A 14,534-nucleotide genomic window follows, 5' to 3' on the forward strand; every position below is an offset into this window, starting at 1 on the left:
AGAGGCCGAAGAGGCACACGCCGTACCGTGACTTTCGTGGGGAGAGGCAATGAACACCGGGATCCGGTCCGAAGCAGTGAAGACCGCGCAGTGTGTCGGAGAACGCTCGGCGGCAGGGACGCTGCCCGGAATAAAGGACCCGAAGACCGTCGCTCCCCGGGACGCGCGCGAGCTGTCCCGCCAGTTCTTCCGGCGGATCACCGAGCTGGAGGAGGGCACGGCCGAGTACCAGTACGCCCGCAACACCCTCATCGAGATGAACATGTCGCTGGTGCGGTTCGCGGCCGGACGGTTCCGCAACCGGGGCGACGAGATGGAGGACATCGTCCAGACCGGGATGATCGGCCTGATCAAGGCCATCGACCGGTTCGAGCTGTCGCGTGAGGTGGAGTTCACCTCCTTCGCGCTGCCGTACATCGTGGGCGAGATCAAGCGGTTCTTCCGGGACACCACCTGGGCCGTGCACGTCCCGCGCCGGCTCCAGGAGCTGCGGGTCGAGCTGGCCAAGGCGCGCGAGGAACTCTCCAGCCGCCTCGACCGGGATCCGACGGTCGCCGAGCTCGCCACCCTCATGAACCTGTCCGAGAACGAGGTGGTCGAGGGCCAGCTGGCCTCCAACGGCTACAACTCCTCCTCGCTGGACGCCGCGCTCACCGGCGACGGCCCCGAGGACGGCGAGTCCGTGCTCGCCGACTTCATCGGGGTCGAGGAGGACGGGCTGCGGCTCGTCGAGGACTTCCAGTCGCTGGCCCCGCTCATGGCCGAGCTGAGCGAGCGGGACCGGGAGATCATCCATCTGCGGTTCGTCGAAGAGGCCACCCAGGCGGAGATCGGCGAGCGGCTCGGCTGCTCCCAGATGCATGTCTCCCGCCTCATCAAGCGGATCATCGCGCGGCTGCGCCAGGGGATGCTGGGCGAACTCGGCTGCGCCTGAGTCCGACGGCGGATCGCACGGGTGCCGCCCCAAACCGCCCAGACCGGCGCACGGGGCGGCACCCGTGCGATCCGGTCGGTGCGAGATCAGTGCGAGAGGGGCACCAGCGCGCGGACCCGCTTGCCGACCGGCACCCGCTCGGCGGTCACTTCGGCGGCCAGGGCGTGCACGATCTCCAGACCGTGCCGGCCGACCCGCTCGGGATCCTTGGGGAACCGCCGGGGCAGCGCGGCACTGCTGTCGTACACGGAGACCAGGACCGCGCTGTCCGTACCCTCCAGTTCGAGGATGTACGGGCCGTTGCTGTGCCGGTCCGCGTTGGTGATCAGCTCACTCACGACCAGGAGCAGCTCACCGTCGGCCCGGGGATCGATCGCGGCGCACCACTCGGTTCTGAGCTGTTCCAGGAAGCGGGCCGCGAAGTCCCGTGCCTCGGCGATGCAGCCAGGTTCACCGGTGTAGTGCGCCGCCCGCCGCAGCGGCTCCACGGGTACGTCGAAGCCAGTCGGTATCACTGCCCCGCCCAGGTGTTCGATCATGCGTCTCTCCAGGAGGCCGGTGCCGGCCGGATCGCTGTTGCAACCATGCTCGTACCCCGAGTGTCGTCCCGCAGTCCCCGAGGTGTTCGCCGACCGCGCACAAAAGACGTCACGCTGGTCACACCGCCGGGGAACCGGGGCTTCCGGATTCCGGGGGGACGTGGGGAGCCGAGCTGGGTGGGGCCTGCGGGGAGGCCGGGGAGGCCGGGGACAGCGCGGACTCGGAACCGGGCGACGCCGGGGAGGGCACCTGGGAGGGCGGGGCCGCCGACTTGGGCGACTGCGGTGCGGGCGCCTCGGACTTGGGGGACTGGTTCTTGGGGGGCTCCGTCTTCGGGGACTCCGTCTTCGGCGCCTCGGACCCGGGCGCCTCGGTCTTCGGAGACTCCGTCCGCGGTGATTCCGTCTTCGGTGATTCCGGCTTGGGGGACTCCGACTTCGGAGACTCGGTCCTCGCAGACTCCGACGAGGACGGCGGCTTCGAGGACGGCGACTCGGACGACGGCGGCTTCGAGGACGGCGAGTTCGACGACGGGGACGGGGAGCCGGTGCCGTGGCTCGCGCCGGGGCTGGACGGCCCCGAGGGGTGGCTGGAGGCCGGCGGGTTCATCGGGTTCGGGTCGGCCGGGGGCTTGACCGGGCGGTCGTCGTGCCCGGTGTGGTCGCCCCGCTGACGGCCGAACCAGTCGTCGTGCTTGTGGTCGAAGAGGACGAAGACGTTGACGATCCGCGCGGCGGGCGCGACGACCACCACGTTCGAGGGCCGGTACCCGGACCAGGCGGCACCCGTGGTCCTCGGGGTGTTCTGCTGCGCGACCGGCGGGGTCAGCGGGTTGCCGCAGGCACAGCGCACCTGGGGCACCCCGTGCCCGTCGACCAGGACGGCGGTGCCCGTCTGGAGGACGGACTGGTACGTGGTCGAGCCGCCGTCGCGGTAGCCGTGGGCGGTGACCCGGGTGTCCGCGCGCAGCTGCACGGGGGTGAGGGAGCGCAGGTAGGCGGGGACGCCGGAGGGCCGGACGCCGACCTGGGCGGCGAACGCCTTGTTGCGCGAGGGTGAGGCCTGGAAGTACCTGATCTGTTTCTCGATGTCGCAGCTGCTGCTGTTCTTCGTTCCGCTGTAGAGGCCGGGCGCTCCGCCGTCCACCCCGCGCACCTCGTTCACCGGCGCGGCGGGGTTGTCCGGCCCGGCGGGTACGGAGGACGCCGGAGCGACGGAGCTCTTCGTGGCACTGGACTCGGTGAACGGGTCCTGCCCGGAGCTGTTGGCGGCCTGCAGGAAGACCTCGCCGGTCTTCCCGGAACCGCCGTCCGAACGGGTGAGGACCACGGCCAGGACCGCGGCGACCACCACCGCGGTGGTGAGCATCGCGATCCGGGGAGCGGACCGCCACCACGGCTGGTGCGGCGGTTCGCCCTGGCTGCCGCCTCCCCCGCCGCCGGGCGGCGGTGAGGGCGGGCCGGGAGGTGGTCCGGCGGGCCCGGACAGCGGGCCGGAGGGCGGTCCCGTGGGACGGCCGGATGACGGCGGTTCGATCCTCACGCTCATCTCCCCGTTGCGACGGACGGCATTCGCGACGATCGGCTTGAAACACCTTTTGCGAAAAATGCCTCATCTGATGCACAACGAGCCCAATGTGCGCCGGTCCCCCACCGCCCGCAAGCCGAGGTCCCCCGCCGCCCGCAGGCAGACGCGGACGGCGCACCCGGCGGGCGGGGCGCCGGCAGGCTGCCTAGCGTGGCACCGTGAGCGCCCGAATCGCTTCCGCACGGCACGGCTGGCTGCCCGCCCTCGGTGTGGTGCTCGCCGCGCTGGTCGCCATGGCGGTGGTGGCCGCCGTGGGGCTGTGGGCGGCGGGCGCGGCGGACCTGCCGAAGGGCGCGTTCCTGCCGGTACTGCTCGCGACCGTGGTGTCGGCCGTCGGCGGCACCGTCGAACTGTCCGGCGACGCGGGCGACCTGGCCCGGACGAACGCCGGCCTGACCGTCGTACCGCTCTCGGTCACGCTGGTCGGGACGCTGGTCGGCGCCGCGGGTTTTCTGCGGCCGCTGCGGCACCGGGCGGTGGCCGGCGCCCGGGAGCTGGCCGGCTGGGCGGCCCGGATCGCGGTGCTGTGGCTGCTCGCGCTGGTCGGGCTCGCGCTCGGCGCCCGGCACGTCTTCGCCGTGGACGTGGGTGACGGCACCCTCGGTGACCTCTCCGACCTGCTGGACGCCGGGCCGACGGTGGGCTTCACGACGGACGTGCCGCTCACCGTCGTGTTCGGGCTGCTGTGGCTCGCCGGGATCCTGGTGCTGGCGCTGCTGGTGTCCCCGGGGGCCCCGCTGCCGGGGCGGCTGCTGCGGTTCCAGACGTCGGTGCGCCCGGCGGCGTTCGCGATGGTCGTGTACGTGCTGGCGTCCGTCGCCCTGGCGCTGGTCGCCGCGCTGGTCGCGATGGTGACGCGCGGGCATGCCGAGCAGACCCTCGCGGTGATCCTGCTGGGACTGCCCAACCTGGCGTGGCCGGCGCTCACGCTCGGTCTCGGCGCCACCTGGCAGGGCCGGGTCGACGGGCCGTTCGGGCTGCCGGTGCCGCATGTCCTCGCCGAGGTGCTGCGCACCCCGGACGTCTCGACCCTCGACCTGCGTACGGTCACCGCCCACGACGGCCGCTGGTGGTGGCTGGCGGTGGCGGCCGCGGTGCTGCTGCTGGCGGCCGCCTTCCTGATGGCGGCGCGCTCGCCGGCGCGGGTCCGCGCCTGGCGGCACGCCCTGCACCTGGCGGTCGCGCTCGCGCTGACCATGCTGACCCTCTGCCTGGCCGGCCGGGTCTGCGCCCACTACGGCCTCTCGCTGCTCGGCATCGGTGACCTGGGCGGCAATCTGTCGGGTGAGCTGCTGCTGGAACCGCGGCTGTGGCCGGCGGTGGGCCTGGGCGCCCTGTGGGGTCTGATCGCCGGGTTCCTGGGCGCGCTTGCGGCCGGCCCGGTGCGCCGCCGGGGCGAGGTCGCGGCCCCAGAACCCTGAGGCCCTAGCGCTGCCGCTCACCGTCGGTGGTCACGACCCGCGTGGGGTGGTGGCCGGGATCGTGGCCGGCCGGCCCGGGCCGGTCGGTGCGATGTCCGTCGGCCGGGCCCGGGCCGGTGAAGTCCCCCTCCACGAGGTCCCCGTCGGTGACGTCCCGGTCGGTGAGGTACGTCGTGAGCCGCCGTCCGTCGCCGTACAGCCAGCGTCCCTCGGCCGGGTCGTACAGCCACATGGACTCCCCGTCGACCACCACCCCGATGCGCAGCCCGCGCGTACGGCCCTGGAAGGTCTCCCCGTCGAGGCTGCCGCCGGCGAGGTCCTCGACGGCGTCCCGGTAGTCGGCGAGGGCCCGCGCCGCCCGGTCCAGCAGGGGGCGCGGGTCGGTGGCGTCGGCGGCCGGGCCGCCGGTCAGGGGCGGGTCCACGGGTACGGCGACGAGATAGCGGCCGTCGACCCAGGCGGCCCAGCCGTTGGCACAGCCGATGTGGGCCCAGTCGCCGCGCCGCTCCACGAGCTGCACCGGCAGCAGCGGGTCCAGGGGCACGGTCGGCCGGGCGGGGTCGGGGGCCTCCCAGGCGGGCATGCCGTCGGACGGGACGACGTGGGTGGGCCGGAACCCTGGGCTCGTGGTCATCGCCTCGCCTACTTCCGCATCACGGCGGGTTCGTGGCGGCGCAGCAGCCGTGACAGGACACAGCCGAAGGCCGCGGACAGCACCACCAGCATGACCATGTTGCGCAGCCAGACGCCCGCCGAGTGCCGGAAGAACGGGTCGGCGGTGAGTTTGCCCGGCACGATCCGGTGCAGGTCGACGGTGCCGGCCATGGCGCCGAGCGCCCACCGCGAGGGCACCAGCCAGGCGAGCTGTTCGAGACCGGGTACGCCGTCCAGTTTCAGCAGGGTTCCGCAGAAGACGACCTGGACGACGGTGAGCAGCACCAGCAGCGGCATCGTCACCTCCTCCTTGCGGACCAGGGCGGAGATCAGCAGGCCGAGCATCATCGCGGTGAAGGAGAGCACGGCCACGGCGACGGTGATCTCCAGCAGGGGTGGCATCAGCACCCCTTCGCCACCGGGCGCGTCGAGGTCGACGCCGGCCAGACCGACCTGGGTGAGCACGATCGCCTGGAGGACGGTGATGGCGCCGAGGACCACGACCTTCGACATCACGTACGCCGATCTGGGCAAGCCGACCGCTCTTTCGCGCTGGTAGATGACGCGTTCCTTGACCAGTTCACGGACCGCGTTGGCCGCGCCGGTCAGCACGCCGCCCACGCACAGGGTGAGCAGGGCGTTGGTCGCGGTGTCGAAGGTGAGCCTGTTGCCGGCCACGGCCCGGGCCATCGCACCCATGACGAACGGCAGTCCGATCATGATGGCGAGGAAGGTGCGGTCGGCGAGGAGCGCGGCGGTGTAGCGGCGCACCAGGGTCGAGAACTGGGCTCCCCAGCTGCGCGGCCGCGGCGGCGGGGGCGTGGCGACCGGTCCGCTGCGCGGCAGGACGGGCTGGCCGCTGGAGTTCACGATGTACTTCCGGTGGTACGACGAGGCGCGGAACTCCCCCGCCCAGTCCCGGTCGGTGTCCCGCTCGAACGCCTCGAAGGCCTCGGGCCATTCGCCGAAGCCGAAGAAGCCGAGGGCGTCGCCGGGCGGGCCGAAGTACGCGGTCCGGCCGCCCGGCGCCAGGACCAGGAGACGGTCGCAGGCGTCGAGGCTGAGCACGCTGTGGGTGACGACGATGACGGTACGGCCGTCGTCGGCGAGGCCGCGCAGCATGTTCATCACCGAGCGGTCCATGCCCGGGTCGAGTCCGGAGGTCGGTTCGTCGAGGAAGAGCAGCGAGGGCTTGGTCAGCAGTTCCAGGGCGACGCTGACCCGCTTGCGCTGGCCGCCCGAGAGGCTGTGCACGGGCTGGTCGGCGCGCTGTTCGAGGCCGAGTTCCCGGATGACCTCCTCGACCCGCTCCCGGCGCTCGGCCTTCGCGGTGTCCTCGGGGAAGCGCAGTTCGGCGGCGTAGGTGAGGGCGCTGCGCACGGTCAGCTGGACGTGCAGGATGTCGTCCTGCGGGACCAGGCCGATGCGCTGGCGCAGTTCGGCGTAGTCGCGGTAGAGGTCGCGGCCGTCGTAGAGGACGGTGCCGTGCTCGGCGGGGCGCTGGCCGGTGAGGGCGCCGAGCAGGGTGGACTTGCCGGCGCCGCTGGGCCCGACCACGGCGAGCAGGCACTTCTCGCCGACCGGGAAGGAGACGTGGTCGAGCAGGATCTTGCGGCCGCGGTCGACTGCGACGGTGAGTTCCTGGACGTCGAGGGAGACCTCGCCGGTGTCGACGTACTCCTGCAGCTGGCCGTCGACCAGGCAGAACGCCGAGTGGCCGATGCCGACGACGTCCCGGGGTCCGAGCGGTGCGCGGACCACGGAGCGCCCGTTGAGGTAGGTGCCGTTGTGGCTGTCGAGGTCGACGATCTCGTGGCTGCCGTCGGGGTGGACGCGCAGTTCGGCGTGGTGGCGGGAGACGATCAGGTCGTCGACGACGACGTCGTTGTCGGTGGCGCGGCCGATCCGGACGGTGCGGGCGGGCAGTCGTCGTACCGAGGACGGCTGCCGGAAGGTGCCGGTGTGGCTGGGCATCGAGACGACGGAGGGGCGGTCCGGGGCGGGTGGCGGGCGGCCGACGAGAACGGCGCTCGGTCCGTCGGCGGGGCTGCCGAAGCGGATGACGGTACCGGGGCCCACTTCCCATTCCCGGATGCGGCGGCCGTCGGCGTAGGTGCCGTTGGTGCTCTGCTCGTCGTGGAGGGTCCAGTGGTCGTCGGCGGGCTTCAGCACCGCGTGGTGCCAGGAGACCCGGGAGTCGTCGATGACGATGTCGCTGTACGGGTCCCGTCCGACGTGGTAGTCGCGGCCCGGGCTCATCACCGTGGATCCCGTGTCGGTCTCCAGGACGAGTTCGGGCGCCGTCGAGGTGACCGGCCGCTCCGCCATGACCAAAATTCTACCGATTTGTCAGCTCATACGCCCTACGCGTCCGACCACGTCGCCGGGCTGCGGACCGCACGGGCGGCGGCTGTCACGCGTCAGGCCACGGGGACGACGAGGGAGGGGATGGTGCGCTGCATACGGAGGGCGTCGACGGACTCGGCGAGCAGTTCGTACTCGGTGGTGTCGTCCTGGACGGCGATCCGCACCAGCCGTCCGCCGGCCAGTTCGTCGGCGACGAGTTCCTGGCGGACCACGTCGGCGCACCAGGCGCGCAGCAGACCGGGTACGTCCGAGACGGTCGCCCCCACCGGGACGAGCGCCCCCTGCGGATATCGCGGATTCTCGGGTAAGGGGTCCAGCCGTTCCGCGATCCACGACGCCCGGTCCCGTAACCACCACAGCGCGAGTGCCAGGGTCGGCGCACGGTAGGTGCCGAGCGGAACGCCGATACGCTGCCCGCCGCAGACGCCGTATGCCGTGACATGGCACAGGAATTCGTCGTGCACGATCACTCCCCCGTAGCTCGCCGGTGTGCCGTCGCGGGCCGGTGTTCCGTGCGGCTCCTGTGCGGTGAAGTGCTCCTGACATTCGAGTATGTTCACTTTCGAAACACTGTCACCACATCTTTCCGGCCAGTCTCTTGGCATATTCCGCCTACGAATTGGCCGAAATGCGCCAGCTGTACGGACCCGTCTTCATTACCCGAGGGGTAATCGACCCGTCACGCGGATCCGGGCATGGTGATGCCAACGGATCGCCGCAAGCCGCGATCCACTCCCTGACCAGCCATGACACCCTCGTTGGAGGCTGATTCACCATGTCCGTGAACACCGAGCGTCACCAGGCCGCCGCCGCCCGCTACTTCGAGGCCTGGAACGCCGCCGAGCCCGAGGCGCTGGGCAAGGCGGTCGCGGAAGCCTGGACTCCGGACGGCACCTACACCGACCCGCTCGCCGACGTGGCCGGGCACGCCCAGATCACGGCCGTGATCGCGGCGGCGCACGAGCAGTTCCCGGGTTTCGCGTTCCGTCTCCTCGGGGCCGTCGACGGCCACCACGACACCGCGCGCTTCGGCTGGGAGCTGGTGAACCAGGCCGACGGTTCGGCGCCGGTGGCCGGTTTTGACGTGGTCACACTGAGCGAGGACGGCCGCATCCGGCAGGTGCTGGGCTTCCTGGACCGGGTGCCGGACGGGGTCTGACCCGGCCCGGTGAGGCGGACGCGGTGCGGTCCGCCTCACCGGGCCGGTCACCGGCGGGCGACGACGCTCAGCGGCTGACGATCGCGTCGATCCGGGCCAGTTCCTCGGCGTCGAAGTCGAGGTTGGCGACGGCGCCGACGCAGTCCTCGACCTGCTGCGGGCTGCTCGCGCCGATCAGCGCGGAGGTCACCCGGCCACCGCGCAGCACCCAGGACAGGGCGAGCTGGGCGAGGGTCTGGCCGCGGCCCTTGGCGACCTCGTCCAGGGCGCGCAGCCTGCCGACCAGGTCCTCGGTGACCGCGTCCGAGTTCAGGAACGGGCTGCCGCTCGCGGCCCGGGAGCCCTCCGGGATGCCGTCGAGGTAACGGCCGGTGAGCAGCCCCTGCTCCAGCGGGGAGAAGACGATGGAGCCGACCTGGAGCTCGTCGAGGGCGTCCAGGACGCCCTCCGTCTCCGGGCGGCGGTCCAGCATCGAGTAGCGCGGCTGGTGGATCAGGAGCGGGGTGCCCAGCTCGCCGAGGATCCGGGCCGCCTCGCGGGTCTGCTCCGCCGAGTAGTTGGAGACGCCGACGTACAGCGCCTTGCCCTGCTGGACCGCGGAGTGCAGGGCGCCCATCGTCTCCTCCAGGGGAGTCTCCGGGTCCGGGCGGTGCGAGTAGAAGATGTCGACGTAGTCCAGGCCCATCCGGTTCAGGGACTGGTCCAGCGACGACAGCAGGTACTTGCGCGAACCCCACTCGCCGTACGGGCCGGGCCACATCAGGTAGCCGGCCTTGGTGGAGATCACCAGCTCGTCGCGGTACCCCGCGAGGTCCGCCTTCAGTGCCTCGCCGAACGCCGACTCGGCGGAGCCGGGCGGCGGACCGTAGTTGTTGGCCAGGTCGAAGTGGGTGACCCCGAGGTCGAAGGCGCGGCGCAGGATGGAGCGCTGGGCCGTCACGGGCCGGTCGGGCCCGAAGTTGTGCCACAGGCCGAGCGACAACGCGGGAAGCTTCAGACCGCTGCGGCCGCTGCGGCGGTAGGGCATGTCGGCGTAGCGGTCGGGGTGTGCGGTGTACAACGCGACTCCAGAGGGGTGGGCACAGGATCTACCGGCTCCACTCTTCCCCGAGCCCCGGCAGTGGTCCAACAGGAGAATGCGATGGAATTGTGCGGCTAGGCTTCTCAATCATGGAACTGCGCCACCTTCAGCACTTCGTCGCCGTCGCCGAGGACCAGCACTTCACCCGGGCCGCGGAACGGCTGCTGGTGTCCCAGTCGGGCCTGTCCGCCTCCATCCGGGCCCTCGAGCGGGAACTGCGGGCGCCGCTGTTCGTGCGGACCACCCGCCGGGTGACGCTCACCGAGGCGGGCCGGGCGCTGCTCGGCGAGGCGGAGCGCATCCTCGCACAGGTGCGGTCGGCGCACGAGGCGGTGGCCGCGGTGCAGGGCGTGCTGCGCGGGACGCTGGCACTGGGCACCGAGCAGTGCATCGCCGGTGTGCATGTGGCCGGGCTCCTGGCCGCCTTCCGGCGACGCCACCCGGATGTGGAGATCCGGCTGCGGCAGGCCGGTTCGGGCGCCCTCGCCGAGGAGGTGGCGGCCGGGCGGCTGGACCTGGCGTTCGCCTACCGCACCCAGGACGACACCGACCAGCTGCGCTCGGTGGCCCTGACCGGCGAGCCGATGACCGTGCTGTGCCATCCCAGCCACCGGCTGGCCACGGCCGGCGCTGCGGTGGTCCCGGCGGACCTCGGCGGGGAGGTGTTCGTCGACTTCCACCCGGACTGGGGCCCGCGCCGTACGACCGACTCGGCCTTCGCCGCGGCGGGCGTACGGCGCACGGTCGCCCTGGAGGTCAACGACGTGCACAGCCTCCTCGACCTGGTCGACGAGAACCTCGGGATCGCCGTGGTGCCCCGGCACTTCCGGCACAAGCGGCCCGCGCTGACCGCGCTCGCGCTGAAGGACACGGACGAGGACGTGTACGAGACGGTCGCCCTGCTGCCGCCCGAGACGGCCACCAGCCCGGCGGCCCGGGCGCTGATCACCTTGCTGGAGACAGGGGGTCTGGCAACGCTCCCGGAGGGGGGCCATCCCTCCTGACCTCGGCTTCCCGATCGGCGCGGACGCGCCGACGGTGGAAGCGACGTCTCGTCAGTTTCCGTTCCTCCGGGGTGCGTTCGCGCCGGTCACGGAGGAACTCACGGCCTCGGCCCGGTGGCCGCCGAGGCGGGCACCGGGGCGCCGTACGCCTGGAACCGGGAACACCCGGCCCGGGTGGGGCGGCGAGCCGGGTCCGTCCGCCCGGCAGGGTCCGCCGGGATTCCACGGAAGCCGGATTCCGGACGCACGAAGCGCCGCGATGCGCGATCGTGGTCACATGCATGCAAGGGACATCCTCATCGACGGCTTCGGCCGCATCCAGGAAGAAGTCCACGCCGCCCTCGACGGCCTCGACCCCGACCTGCTCAACAGGCCCCCGGCGCCCGGGGCCAACTCCATCACCTGGCTGGTCTGGCACCTCACCCGGATCCAGGACGACCATGTCGCCGACGCCTTCGACCTCGACCAGGTGTGGCTGGCCCAGGGCTGGGAGAAGCGTTTCGGCCTTGACCTGCCGCCCCGTGACCACGGGTACGGCCACACCCCCGCGCAGGTCGCGAAGGTCACGGTGGACTCCGGCGACCTGCTGACCGGCTACTACGACGCGGTGCACGAGCAGACACTGGGGGTGCTGCGCGAGCTCCCCGCCAAGGATCTCGAACGGGTCGTGGACACCCGCTTCGATCCGCCGGTCACGCTGGGCGTCCGGCTGGTGAGCGTCCTGTCCGACGATCTCCAGCACGTCGGACAGGCCGCCTATCTGCGGGGGCTGCCTCAGAGCACGGACGCGTAACCGGGCAGGACGACGTCCTCGATGAGGGCCGTGCGCTCGTCGAACGGGATGAAGGCGCTCTTCAGCGCGTTCAGCGTGACCGTGCGCAGGTCCTCGGCCGTCCAGCCGGCCTCGTCCACCAGCAGGGACATCTCCCGGGTCATCGTCGTCCCCGACACCAGCCGGTTGTCGGTGTTGAGGGTGACCCGGAAGCCCAGCTCCTTCAGCGCGGTGATCGGGTGCCCGGCGACGGAGGAGGCACAGCCGGTCTGGAGGTTGGAGGTCGGGCACATCTCCAGGGCGATCCGACGGTCGCGCACCCAGCTCGCGAGGCGGCCGAGCTTGCCGTCGACGATGTCCTCGGTGATCCGCACCCCGTGCCCGATGCGCTCGGCGCCGCACACCTGGACCGCCTGGTGGATGCTGGGCAGGCCGTGCGCCTCACCGGCGTGGATGGTGAAGGGCACGCTCTCGCGGCGCAGGTGCTCGAAGGCGGCGAGGTGGTCGGCGGGCGGGAAGCCGTCCTCGGCGCCGGCGATGTCGAAGCCGACGACTCCGGCGTCCCGGTAGGCGACGGCGAGCGCGGCGGCCTCGCCGACCCGGTCGAACATCCGCATGCCGCACAGCAGGGTGCCGACCCGGACCGGGGTGCCCGCCGCGGCGGCCTTCGCCATTCCCGCGGCGAGTCCCTCCTGCACGCTCTCCACGACCTCGCCCATGCCGAGGCCGCCCTTGACGTTCAGCTCCGGTGCGTAGCGCACCTCGCCGTACACCACACCGTCGGCGGCGAGGTCGAGGACGTACTCCTCGGCGACGCGGCGCAGCCCGTCCTTGGTCTGCAGGACGGCGAGGGTGTGCTCGAAGGTGGCTATGTAGCGCACCAGATCACCGGAGTCGGCGGCCTCGACGTACCAGGCGGCCAGCTCGTCCGGGTCGGTGGTGGGCAGCGTGTGGCCGACCTCGGCCGCGAGCTCGACGAGGGTGGCGGGGCGCAGGCCGCCGTCGAGGTGGTCGTGCAGGACGGCCTTGGGGAGGCGGCGGATCACATCGGCGTCTACGCGCGTAGCAGTCATGGCGGAGCTTTCCTCGGCAGGTGGTTCCGGTGGATCGGTCAGAGAGCGGGCTGGAGCAGGTCCCAGCGGTTGCCGTACAGGTCCTGGAAGACGGCGACACTGCCGTACGGCTCGTGCCGCGGCTCCTCCAGGAAGGTCACGCCGGCGGCGGTCATCCGGGCGTGGTCGCGGGCGAAGTCGTCGGTGTGCAGGAAGAACCCGACTCGCCCGCCGGTCTGGTCGCCGACGCGGGCACGCTGCTCGTCGTCCTTGGCGCGGGCGAGCAGCAGTCCGGTGCCGTCCCCCTCCGTCCCGGGCGCCACGACGACCCAGCGGGACCCGTCCGGCCGTGGCGCGTCCTCGACCAGCCGGAACCCGAGGGCCTCGGTGTAGAAGCGGATCGCCTCGTCGTAGTCGCCGACGACAAGGGTGACCAGGGCGACGCGTCGCATGGGGGCCTTTCGGTGGAGCGGTTAGCGGAAGAGGTTATACGTAAAACTTGCCGGACGCCAGTCGTCTGTCTCCGCAGGCCCCGGCTGGGACGCGGGGAGCGGGGTCCCCGGACCGCGCCGGTCGGCGGTGTGTGAACGCCCTACCGCCGTGCTTCCCCCTGCGCGACCTCCACCCGATGGTGGAGGTCGGCCATCCCGGTCGCGGAAGCGGCGCACGACAGCACGGCGCACGCCACGAGCAGCGCCGCGAATCCGGAACCGGCCCGGCGCCGGCCCCGCGGCGCGGCCAGCAGCGCCGCCACTCGTCGCGGCACCGGCCCCGACGCCGCCCCCGACACGAACGCCGGCCGCACCATCCCTCTGTACTGTCCCGCCAGCGCGGCCCGCGCGATCGCACGGGCGGTCAGCCGCCGGTCCCCCACCGTGCGCGCCGCGGCCTCGTCGGCGACCCGCTCCACGGCCAGTCGCACCTCGGCCCGGACCCGCCGCAGCGCGGGATGGCAGTGCGCCGCGAGCTCCGCGGCGGCCAGGAAGTAGTGGTGGCCGCCGCGGTTGTGCGCCCGTTCGTGCGCGAACAGCGCCTCCCGTTCGGGTCCGTCCAGGCTGCGCAGCATCCCCGTGGTGACGACGATCCGGTGCGGCCGTCCGGGCAGCGCGTACGCGTCCGGAACCGGCGACTCCACCACGCACAGATCACCCGCGGCCGGTCGCCGCCCGGCCTCCGTACGAGCGGCGCGGAAGGCGCGGGCCTGCCGGAGCGCCCACCGGGTGCCGGTCCCGGCCCAGACCGCGAGTGCGCCGGCCGCGAGGGCCGAGAGCGGCAGGGCGTAGCGGTCGGAGAGCGTGTGCAGCGGCCGGATCAGCTCGCCGAGCGATGCGAAGAACGGCAGCCTGAGCAGCCCGGCCAGCAGGAACGCGCCGAGCGCGGTCAGGGCGCAGCCCGCCAGGGCGACGGCTGCGGCGGTGATGACCCAGAGGGCGGCGGCGGGCGCCAGCCGGTCCAGAGCCCGCCGGGCGAGCGCGGGCAGCGTGAACGGCACCAGCAGCGGCAGGATCAGCAGTACGGTCATGACGCCCCGGGCCGTTCGCCGGCGTCGAGCAGACTCCGCAGGAGACGCTCGTCGTCGGGGCTGAGCTGGGCGACGAACCGGGCGAGCACGGCCTCCCGGTCGGCATCGCGGTCCAGTTCGCTGTGCATCCGCTTGGCGGTCAGGCCCTGCGCGTCCTGCACGGGGAAGTAGGCGAAACCCCGGCCCTGACGGTGCCGGCCGACCACGCCCTTGTCGTGCAGCCGGGTGAGGATCGTCGTGACGGTGGTGCGGGCCAGGTCCGTGCCGAGGCTGTGCTGGACCTGTCCGGGGGTCTGGGGCTCGCCGGCGGCCCAGAGGGCCGCCATGACGCTCGCCTCCAGCTCACCGGCGGGCCGGCGTTCGTCCTTCGCGTCGGCCATGGAAGGTCCGTCACCCCTTCTTCCTCGTACCAGGTCTCGCAGACCGTCTACGGCAGTGTAG

General features: G+C 72.4%; 14 protein-coding genes and 1 pseudogene. 5 read left to right on the forward strand and 10 right to left on the reverse strand.

All coding sequences use genetic code 11. The features are described 5' to 3' along the window. The first annotated feature begins 49 nt into the window (after nt 1-49). Nucleotides 50-934 carry an RNA polymerase sigma factor SigF gene (locus tag ACZ4O3_RS11110; protein WP_362718618.1) on the forward strand — a complete coding sequence of 295 codons (885 nt, stop codon included), beginning with the start codon at nt 50-52 and terminating at the stop codon, nt 932-934. A gap of 86 nt (nt 935-1,020) precedes the next feature. Here ACZ4O3_RS11110 and ACZ4O3_RS11115 read toward each other — a convergent pair whose 3' ends face one another. Together ACZ4O3_RS11115 and ACZ4O3_RS11120 are read right to left on the reverse strand one after the other, a co-directional pair. After that, nucleotides 1,021-1,473, reverse strand: coding sequence for an ATP-binding protein (locus ACZ4O3_RS11115; protein ID WP_384999761.1), 453 nt, complete (start codon nt 1,471-1,473; stop codon nt 1,021-1,023). 316 nt (nt 1,474-1,789) lie between these two features. Beyond that, nucleotides 1,790-3,016 (reverse strand): annotated as a pseudogene (locus tag ACZ4O3_RS11120) (DUF6777 domain-containing protein); the annotation flags it as partial. 203 nt (nt 3,017-3,219) lie between these two features. Between ACZ4O3_RS11120 and ACZ4O3_RS11125 the strand changes: the two are divergent. Continuing rightward, nucleotides 3,220-4,482: a streptophobe family protein gene (locus ACZ4O3_RS11125; protein ID WP_467721959.1), complete on the forward strand. Its 1,263-nt coding sequence runs from the start codon at nt 3,220-3,222 to the stop codon at nt 4,480-4,482. 4 nt (nt 4,483-4,486) lie between these two features. Here the strand turns inward: ACZ4O3_RS11125 and ACZ4O3_RS11130 are convergent, their stop codons facing one another. The 3 genes from ACZ4O3_RS11130 to ACZ4O3_RS11140 form a co-directional block, all read right to left on the reverse strand. Further along, nucleotides 4,487-5,116 carry a hypothetical protein gene (locus tag ACZ4O3_RS11130; RefSeq protein ID WP_467721960.1) on the reverse strand — a complete coding sequence of 210 codons (630 nt, stop codon included), beginning with the start codon at nt 5,114-5,116 and terminating at the stop codon, nt 4,487-4,489. 8 nt (nt 5,117-5,124) lie between these two features. After that, nucleotides 5,125-7,464, reverse strand: a complete 2,340-nt coding sequence (locus ACZ4O3_RS11135) for an FHA domain-containing protein (protein ID WP_467721961.1) — start codon at nt 7,462-7,464, stop codon at nt 5,125-5,127. 92 nt (nt 7,465-7,556) lie between these two features. Next, a complete protein-coding gene (locus tag ACZ4O3_RS11140) occupies nt 7,557-7,967 on the reverse strand; it encodes a hypothetical protein (protein ID WP_362726010.1) in 411 nt (136 codons plus the stop codon). A 311-nt stretch (nt 7,968-8,278) separates the two neighbouring features. Between ACZ4O3_RS11140 and ACZ4O3_RS11145 the strand changes: the two genes are divergently transcribed. Further along, nucleotides 8,279-8,662 (forward strand): nuclear transport factor 2 family protein, encoded by a 384-nt coding sequence (locus tag ACZ4O3_RS11145; protein ID WP_467721962.1) that lies wholly within the window; start codon nt 8,279-8,281, stop codon nt 8,660-8,662. Between the two features lie 67 nt (nt 8,663-8,729). On the opposite strand, the gene mgrA is transcribed toward ACZ4O3_RS11145, so the two are convergent. After that, nucleotides 8,730-9,722 (reverse strand): L-glyceraldehyde 3-phosphate reductase, encoded by a 993-nt coding sequence (gene mgrA, locus ACZ4O3_RS11150; RefSeq protein ID WP_467721963.1) that lies wholly within the window; start codon nt 9,720-9,722, stop codon nt 8,730-8,732. Between the two features lie 110 nt (nt 9,723-9,832). On the opposite strand from mgrA, the gene ACZ4O3_RS11155 reads away from it, so the two are divergent. Together ACZ4O3_RS11155 and ACZ4O3_RS11160 are read left to right on the forward strand one after the other, a co-directional pair. Then, a complete protein-coding gene (locus ACZ4O3_RS11155) occupies nt 9,833-10,747 on the forward strand; it encodes a LysR family transcriptional regulator (RefSeq protein ID WP_467721964.1) in 915 nt (304 codons plus the stop codon). Nucleotides 10,748-11,024: 277 nt separating this feature from the next. Then, on the forward strand, nt 11,025-11,540 hold the full coding sequence (locus ACZ4O3_RS11160) for a mycothiol transferase (RefSeq protein ID WP_362729361.1): 516 nt from the start codon (nt 11,025-11,027) through the stop codon (nt 11,538-11,540). Here ACZ4O3_RS11160 and ACZ4O3_RS11165 read toward each other — a convergent pair. The 4 genes from ACZ4O3_RS11165 to ACZ4O3_RS11180 form a co-directional block, all read right to left on the reverse strand. After that, a complete protein-coding gene (locus ACZ4O3_RS11165) occupies nt 11,522-12,592 on the reverse strand; it encodes an adenosine deaminase (RefSeq protein ID WP_362729359.1) in 1,071 nt (356 codons plus the stop codon). The two genes, ACZ4O3_RS11160 and ACZ4O3_RS11165, sit on opposite strands and share 19 nt — an antisense overlap. A 38-nt stretch (nt 12,593-12,630) precedes the next feature. Further along, the gene (locus ACZ4O3_RS11170) at nt 12,631-13,023 is read right to left on the reverse strand and encodes a VOC family protein (protein WP_362729357.1); all 393 of its coding nucleotides are present in this window, start codon (nt 13,021-13,023) and stop codon (nt 12,631-12,633) included. 140 nt (nt 13,024-13,163) lie between these two features. Then, complete coding sequence (locus tag ACZ4O3_RS11175; protein ID WP_467721965.1) at nt 13,164-14,093, reverse strand: M56 family metallopeptidase; 930 nt, start codon at nt 14,091-14,093, stop codon at nt 13,164-13,166. Further along, nucleotides 14,090-14,473, reverse strand: coding sequence for a BlaI/MecI/CopY family transcriptional regulator (locus tag ACZ4O3_RS11180; protein ID WP_385002876.1), 384 nt, complete (start codon nt 14,471-14,473; stop codon nt 14,090-14,092). Before ACZ4O3_RS11180 ends, ACZ4O3_RS11175 begins: the two co-directional genes overlap by 4 nt. Between the last annotated feature and the right edge of the window lie 61 nt (nt 14,474-14,534).

Source organism: Streptomyces sp. NPDC026515, assembly GCF_055567595.1.

Bases quoted from the DNA above. Each gene is read 5' to 3' on its own strand.
- ACZ4O3_RS11110 (WP_362718618.1), top strand. From the start codon at position 50: ATGAACACCGGGATCCGGTCCGAAGCAGTGAAGACCGCGCAGTGTGTC.
- ACZ4O3_RS11115 (WP_384999761.1), bottom strand. From the start codon at position 1,473: ATGATCGAACACCTGGGCGGGGCAGTGATACCGACTGGCTTCGACGTA.
- ACZ4O3_RS11130 (WP_467721960.1), bottom strand. From the start codon at position 5,116: ATGACCACGAGCCCAGGGTTCCGGCCCACCCACGTCGTCCCGTCCGAC.
- ACZ4O3_RS11135 (WP_467721961.1), bottom strand. From the start codon at position 7,464: ATGGCGGAGCGGCCGGTCACCTCGACGGCGCCCGAACTCGTCCTGGAG.
- ACZ4O3_RS11145 (WP_467721962.1), top strand. From the start codon at position 8,279: ATGTCCGTGAACACCGAGCGTCACCAGGCCGCCGCCGCCCGCTACTTC.
- ACZ4O3_RS11155 (WP_467721964.1), top strand. From the start codon at position 9,833: ATGGAACTGCGCCACCTTCAGCACTTCGTCGCCGTCGCCGAGGACCAG.
- ACZ4O3_RS11160 (WP_362729361.1), top strand. From the start codon at position 11,025: ATGCATGCAAGGGACATCCTCATCGACGGCTTCGGCCGCATCCAGGAA.
- ACZ4O3_RS11165 (WP_362729359.1), bottom strand. From the start codon at position 12,592: ATGACTGCTACGCGCGTAGACGCCGATGTGATCCGCCGCCTCCCCAAG.
- ACZ4O3_RS11170 (WP_362729357.1), bottom strand. From the start codon at position 13,023: ATGCGACGCGTCGCCCTGGTCACCCTTGTCGTCGGCGACTACGACGAG.
- ACZ4O3_RS11175 (WP_467721965.1), bottom strand. From the start codon at position 14,093: ATGACCGTACTGCTGATCCTGCCGCTGCTGGTGCCGTTCACGCTGCCC.
- ACZ4O3_RS11180 (WP_385002876.1), bottom strand. From the start codon at position 14,473: ATGGCCGACGCGAAGGACGAACGCCGGCCCGCCGGTGAGCTGGAGGCG.